Origin of the sequence: Psychromonas aquatilis, from assembly GCF_038155185.1 — a bacterium.
GTDB lineage: Bacteria > Pseudomonadota > Gammaproteobacteria > Enterobacterales > Psychromonadaceae > Psychromonas > Psychromonas aquatilis.
Genome location: NZ_JBAKAZ010000220.1, coordinates 1 through 246, shown reverse-complemented (window position 1 = coordinate 246; position 246 = coordinate 1). Strand labels below are relative to the sequence as shown.

General features: G+C 39.0%; 1 protein-coding gene. It reads right to left on the bottom strand.

The window, feature by feature from the left end:
* Positions 1-15 precede the first annotated feature (15 nt).
* Positions 16-246: FTR1 family protein (locus V6256_RS15395; RefSeq protein ID WP_341599127.1), on the bottom strand; the 231-nt coding region annotated here is incomplete at its 5' end.

Here is a 246-nt window from a genome sequence, read left to right as displayed (position 1 = left end):
AAAATATTTTACTGTTTAAGCTTGTTCTGCAGTGGCTTGAACAGTAGGTGTAACTTTTGCTTTCATTTGCCACTTAAGAATAGCAATGAGAGTCACCCAATAAGCCCCTAGCACTGCTAAGTCCCATCCTATTGGTTGTGAGGGATAAGCAAACATAGAGGCAAATAAGTTACCTAATATTGAGCTGTCACTTATTACACTACTCATATCCCAAACGTTGCTATACAGCCAAGCTGGTAAATCAGT